Below are 5,384 nucleotides of genomic sequence, written 5' to 3'. Positions count from 1 at the left end.
AACCAGAACCTCAAGGATGATTCAAATGTCTATGGCTTTTATTTCTCATCCAGATTGTCTATTACATCATATGGGAGCAACTCACCCGGAACAACCAGCTCGGCTACAAGTCATAGTAGATGAGTTAATTCGTTGTGGTTTAAGTGAGCATCTAAACTATTACCAGGCTCCTCGTGCGACTAAAGAGCAATTGCAACTTGTCCATGATCCTGATTATATTGAATTTATTTTTAATGTTTCCCCACAAAAAGGCCTAATTCCCTTAGATCCAGATGTATGGATGAATCCTTATTCGCTCAAAGCAGCTCTTTACGCAGCCGGCGCAGGCGTATATGGTGTTGATTTAGTCATGAAAGGTGAAGCCAAAGCAGTCTTTTGCAATGTCCGTCCTCCCGGGCATCATGCAGAACACAATAAAGCGATGGGTTTTTGTTTCTTTAATAATGTTGCTGTCGCAGCCGCCTATGCGTTAAATTCCTACAAATTACAACGCATTGCTATTGTTGATTTTGATGTTCACCATGGCAATGGGACTGAAGATATTTTTCAGGCCGAACCAAGAGTCTTATATTGTTCTTCTTTCGAGCATCCTTTTTATCCCTTTAGTGGTGCCGAAACAAAAAACCAACATATTCTCAATATTCCCTTAGCTGCTGGAACAACAGGTGAGCAATTTCGTGCGAAGGTAACTGGACAATGGTTGGAGCAAATTAAATCCTTTGCCCCTTCACTCATTTTTTCTCGGCTGGTTTTGATGCTTATATTGATGACACTATGGCTGATCTCAGACTTACCCCCAATGACTACCTCTGGATCACACAAAAAATTAAAGCTATTGCTGAGGAATATTGCCAAGGACGTATGATATCTGTCTTAGAAGGTGGTTATGCTTTAGAGGGTTTAGGAGCCTGTGTTGCAGCCCATATTCGTGGTTTACTAGGGTCCTAGCTATATAACAATAACTGCGGCCCCAGTAAATCGCCCATTGCGTAAATCATCCAAGGCTTGATTGACGGCATGTAATGGATAAGTATGAACCTCTGTTTTAATAGGTATTTTGGGAGCTAACGCTAAAAACTCCTCACCATCTTTTCGAGTTAAATTAGCTACGGAGCACAAGGTCCGCTCTCCCCAGAGATCAGCATAAGGGAAACTTGGTATGTCACTCATATGGATACCTGCACAAACTACCGTTCCCCCTTTCTCTGTAGTACGAAGTGCAATTGGAACCAGTTCACCAACAGGAGCAAAAATAATTGCTGCATCAAGAAGACGCGGTGGTGACTCCTCTGAACTTCCCGCCCAAACAGCACCTAACTGATAAGCGAAATCCTGAGCAGCCAGATCACCCGGGCTAGTAAAAGCATAAACTTTTCGTTGTTGGTAACGTGCTACTTGAATAAGAATATGTGCTGCAGCGCCAAAGCCATAGATACCAACATGTTGTGCATTTCCTATTTTTAATAAAGCGCGATAACCAATTAAACCTGCGCAAAATAAAGGTGCCGCTTGATGATCAGGATACCCTTCTGGAATAGGAAAACAAAAACGTGAATCAGCTACACAATAACCGGCAAACCCACCATCAATTTGATATCCAGTAAATTTTGCTTCGTCGCATAAATTTTCACGACCAGTTAAGCAAAAATGACAAGTACCACAACTACTACCCAACCATGGCACACCAATTCGCTGACCAATAACAACGTTTTTAACCTGCTTACCTAGTTTTTTAATCGTTCCTACAATTTGGTGACCGGGAACAAGAGGAAGTTTAGGGTTTGTTAACTCACCATCTATAACATGTAAATCGGTTCGACAAATACCGCAGGCATGTACTTTAATTAACACTTCATTCGCTTTTGGCTGTGGCTCTTCCAGCGTACTTTGTTTTAATTGTTGATGAATTTGTTCCAAGAGCATGGCATCCATAATGAACCTGGCTTATTTATAGACTGATCTATCAATGATTATAGGCAATGTCTGCAAAATTTATTGTCTCTTGACGGAGGTGGTTCAGATCCATTAGACCACGTCATTTATGTTGGGCCCTTTTTTAGATTTTTTCCTACATTTACTTGCTTTTGAGCAGGCTCATCTTGTTTAGGTTTAAATAAAAGACCTGCTTTAGAATGCGAGGTATAGTTTTTTGTTTGGATTTTGATTGAAAGGGTTCAAGAGGATTGACTCTAGGCGTCGTATCTAACACCTTTTTCAGGTGGGTATCCTTTTTTACTCCTTCTACATTCGGTTTACCTAGCTGTGGTAAATCAGGAAAGCAGCCTAAATATTGTAAGAACCCAAATGCAGAAGGAATGCTACCGTAAGGTACATAGCCTAAATTGTCTAACGATTTATCCCAAGGTGTAGGCGCATTGAAACGTTCCGGAACAATACCCTTGTCTTTATCCGTATTTAGTGAAGCTTTACCTGGGTTGAGTGCTTCATTTAATGCCTTGCGTTTTTCTATAAATTTATCCCAATCAAAACATTGATTAAAATCGTTTTCTCCTAGCAATCGACAATATATGGAGACGAATACCGTAGGATTGTTTTTAAGTTCTTCAACCGTAATAATCTGATCTTTCCCCCAATTATTGGGTCTCGGAAGCTTTTGCTCATTGATATCCAGAACGATCTTTCTTAAGTCCTCTTCTTTAAAAAATTCGGATAAATGTTCTTTTAAATATTGCCCTAATAAAAGAATTGCAATCGATGTGATAATTTTCCGTGCTGCTCAGAGGCACCTAAGTCAGTGAGTGGATGACCTTTACGAACCATTTCGAAAAATACATCTGCTGTTAACACACCTGCGTTTTTTTCTATTATTTTTAATGACGAGAAACCAGCTTTTTCTTCAAAATTTTCTAAAATTTTTTCAAATAAAGCATTCAAATCGACATTTGGATTTTCCCTTTGTAGCTTGGCTTCCTCATTTTGCAATTTCGACTCCAGTTTAGTTAGTTCAGCAATATAATCTGGATTTTTTCCATCCAGAAAATTTTGCATTTTACGAATAAACTTATCCCACGATTTATAGGACGAGCTGTCTTTCATTTCTGGAATATCGATTTTTGGTATTGCATAAAATGTTTTCTCGATTGTTCCACTCTTTATTTCTTTCTTAGCAATCATCTCTGCATAAGTGTCATAGTTATCTTTTAATGATTTGATTAACAAGAAAATAGGGTGTTTTCGTTCGCAGGTTTGCTGTTTGGTATCTAAGTGCAAGCTATCTATTGAATTTGAGTCCTTTTTTGGCATAAAAAATCTCCCCTAAAAAAATTTCTTTAAAGGATAGCAGATTTTCATTGTGTTTATTTTTGTGCTTCTTCAGTTTTCTGTAATATTCCGGTGATACCGGTATAAAAACAAGAAAATAATTGAAATTTTTATTGATTTTTCAAAAGAGGTTAATTCGTTTGACGTGAGTCGAAAAGCATTAATTTACGTGCAGCGAAGCACAGGAAATCAATGCTTTTCGATCAAGATAGTAGGAATGGCAATAGACTCTATATTGCTTCAAATATTGCTGCAGCACCCATTCCGGTTCCTATACACATAGTAACCATGCCATAACGTCCTTTCGTACGCCGTAAACCATGCAATAAAGTAGCAGTCCGGATTGTTCCTGTGGCTCCTAATGGATGCCCCAAAGCAATAGCGCCACCCAAAGGATTTACCTTATCGAGAGGTAAATCCAGTGTCTTAATGACAGCTAAAGCTTGTGCAGCAAAGGCTTCATTGAGTTCGATCCAATCTAGTTGTTCTAAAGTAATACCGGCTTTTTTCAAAGCCAAAGGTATTGCATTAATAGGGCCTATTCCCATAATTTCAGGGGGAACTCCGGCGACGGCATAGGCCAATAAACGTCCCATGGGCTGTAAATCATATTGCTTTAATCCCTCTTCACTCGCTAACAAAGCAATAGCGGCTCCATCACTCGTTTGTGAACTATTGCCCGCTGTCACAGTCCCTTTAGCAGCAAAAACTGGACGTAGACGCGCTATTGCATCATAAGATGTATCTGCACGTGGTCCTTCATCTTCACTTACCATACGTTTTTTACTTATAACCTCTGAAGACGCCAGATCAGCATGACGTTCCGTGATTTCCACTGGAGTTATTTCTGCGCGAAAATCACCTCGTTGTTGTGCTGTAATTGCGCGTCGATGGCTCTCTGCAGCAAATTCATCCTGCTGTTCGCGCGTAACTTCCCAGCGTTTGGCAACATTTTCTGCCGTAATACCCATACCATAAGCAATGGCAACATGTTCGTTGTTAAAAATGGCGGGATTTACAGTGTACTTGTTACCACCCAAAGGTACCATGGACATACTTTCGACTCCACCAGCTAGTGCGAGCGACATATCTCCCTGGTTGATTGATGCCGCCGCAGTCGCAATACTTTGCACACCAGAGGAGCAAAAACGATTAATAGTCATTGCTGGCACCGATTGCGGCATATCAGACAATAAGGATGCAATTCGCGCAACATTCATGCCTTGTTCAGCTTCTGGCATTGCACAACCAATGACTACATCACCAATAACTTGCCAATCAACATGTTGGTTACGATTCTTCAAAACTCTTATTGTGTGTGCAAGAAGCTCATCTGGCAAAGTATGGCGAAACACACCCCGTGGCGCTTTACCAACAGGAGTACGCAATACATCTACTATATATATATTTGTCATGGTTAAGTCTCCTCAATTGCGCAATGGCTTGCCAGTTTCTAACAGGTGGGAAATACGATCCTGAGATAATGCTGTTGCCGCTAAGGTCATGAAGGCTTGCTTTTCTAAATGCAGTAACCAGGCTTCATCAACTAATTCACCCTCATTAACATCCCCCCCACAAAGTACGTAAGCAAGTTGATTGACAATAAAATAATCATGTTGAGAAATAAAATTGCCCTCAAGCCAATTGACTAACCCAGCCTGCAAACGTGCATGTCCTTCTCGTCCAGCAACTTTAAACCGGGCTTTCAGCGGTGGCTGATAATTAGCAGCTTGCATTGCTTGAATGTGTGCAAGTGCTGCAAAAAGTACTTCATTATGGTGCATCACCCAACTGTCTTTCTCACGCAAGTAACCGCATTGCTTGGCTTCAGGTGCACTGCCAGCAACAACTGCTGTCGCGATTTGTTGGAAATAAGGTTGCAAGAAACGCATTAAATCCGCTTCTTGTGCTTTAGCAGCAGCTCTCATCACCATTTCTTTACAGCCGCCGCCAGCAGGAATAAGGCCGACCCCTACCTCTACCAAGCCAGGATAAGCCTCAAAAGATGCAACAACTGCATCGCAATGCATCATCAATTCACAACCACCACCTAAAGCACGGCCTCGAAGTGCTGCAAGTGTAGGAATTGCGCAATACTTTAA

5 protein-coding genes and 1 pseudogene are annotated in these 5,384 nt (G+C 40.9%); 1 reads left to right on the top strand and 5 read right to left on the bottom strand.

The window, feature by feature from the left end; genetic code table 11:
• Window positions 1–16: 16 nt before the first annotated feature.
• Window positions 17–948 (top strand): annotated as a pseudogene (locus BN58_RS24490) (histone deacetylase family protein).
• Here BN58_RS24490 and BN58_RS11200 read toward each other — a convergent pair.
• The 5 genes from BN58_RS11200 to BN58_RS24485 form a co-directional block, all read right to left on the bottom strand.
• A complete protein-coding gene (locus tag BN58_RS11200; RefSeq protein WP_019216907.1) occupies window positions 949–1,932 on the bottom strand; it encodes a zinc-dependent alcohol dehydrogenase family protein in 984 nt (327 codons plus the stop codon). It abuts the pseudogene before it with no gap.
• Window positions 1,933–2,074: 142 nt separating this feature from the next.
• Entirely contained in the window at window positions 2,075–2,518 is a 444-nt protein-coding gene (locus BN58_RS11195) for a hypothetical protein (RefSeq protein ID WP_019216906.1), read from the bottom strand.
• A gap of 176 nt (window positions 2,519–2,694) precedes the next feature.
• Window positions 2,695–3,264: a LirA/MavJ family T4SS effector gene (locus tag BN58_RS11190; protein ID WP_019216905.1), complete on the bottom strand. Its 570-nt coding sequence runs from the start codon at window positions 3,262–3,264 to the stop codon at window positions 2,695–2,697.
• A 248-nt stretch (window positions 3,265–3,512) separates the two neighbouring features.
• The gene (locus BN58_RS11185; RefSeq protein WP_019216904.1) at window positions 3,513–4,697 is read right to left on the bottom strand and encodes an acetyl-CoA C-acyltransferase; all 1,185 of its coding nucleotides are present in this window, start codon (window positions 4,695–4,697) and stop codon (window positions 3,513–3,515) included.
• A gap of 12 nt (window positions 4,698–4,709) precedes the next feature.
• A partial coding sequence (locus BN58_RS24485; RefSeq protein ID WP_040916461.1) for an enoyl-CoA hydratase/isomerase family protein occupies window positions 4,710–5,384 on the bottom strand: 675 nt, incomplete at its 5' end.

The sequence above is a fragment of the Legionella tunisiensis genome, assembly GCF_000308315.1.
GTDB classification, from domain to species: Bacteria; Pseudomonadota; Gammaproteobacteria; order Legionellales; family Legionellaceae; genus Tatlockia; species Tatlockia tunisiensis.
The sequence above is the reverse complement of the archived record's forward strand: the minus strand, read 5'-3'. Positions and strand labels throughout refer to the sequence as shown.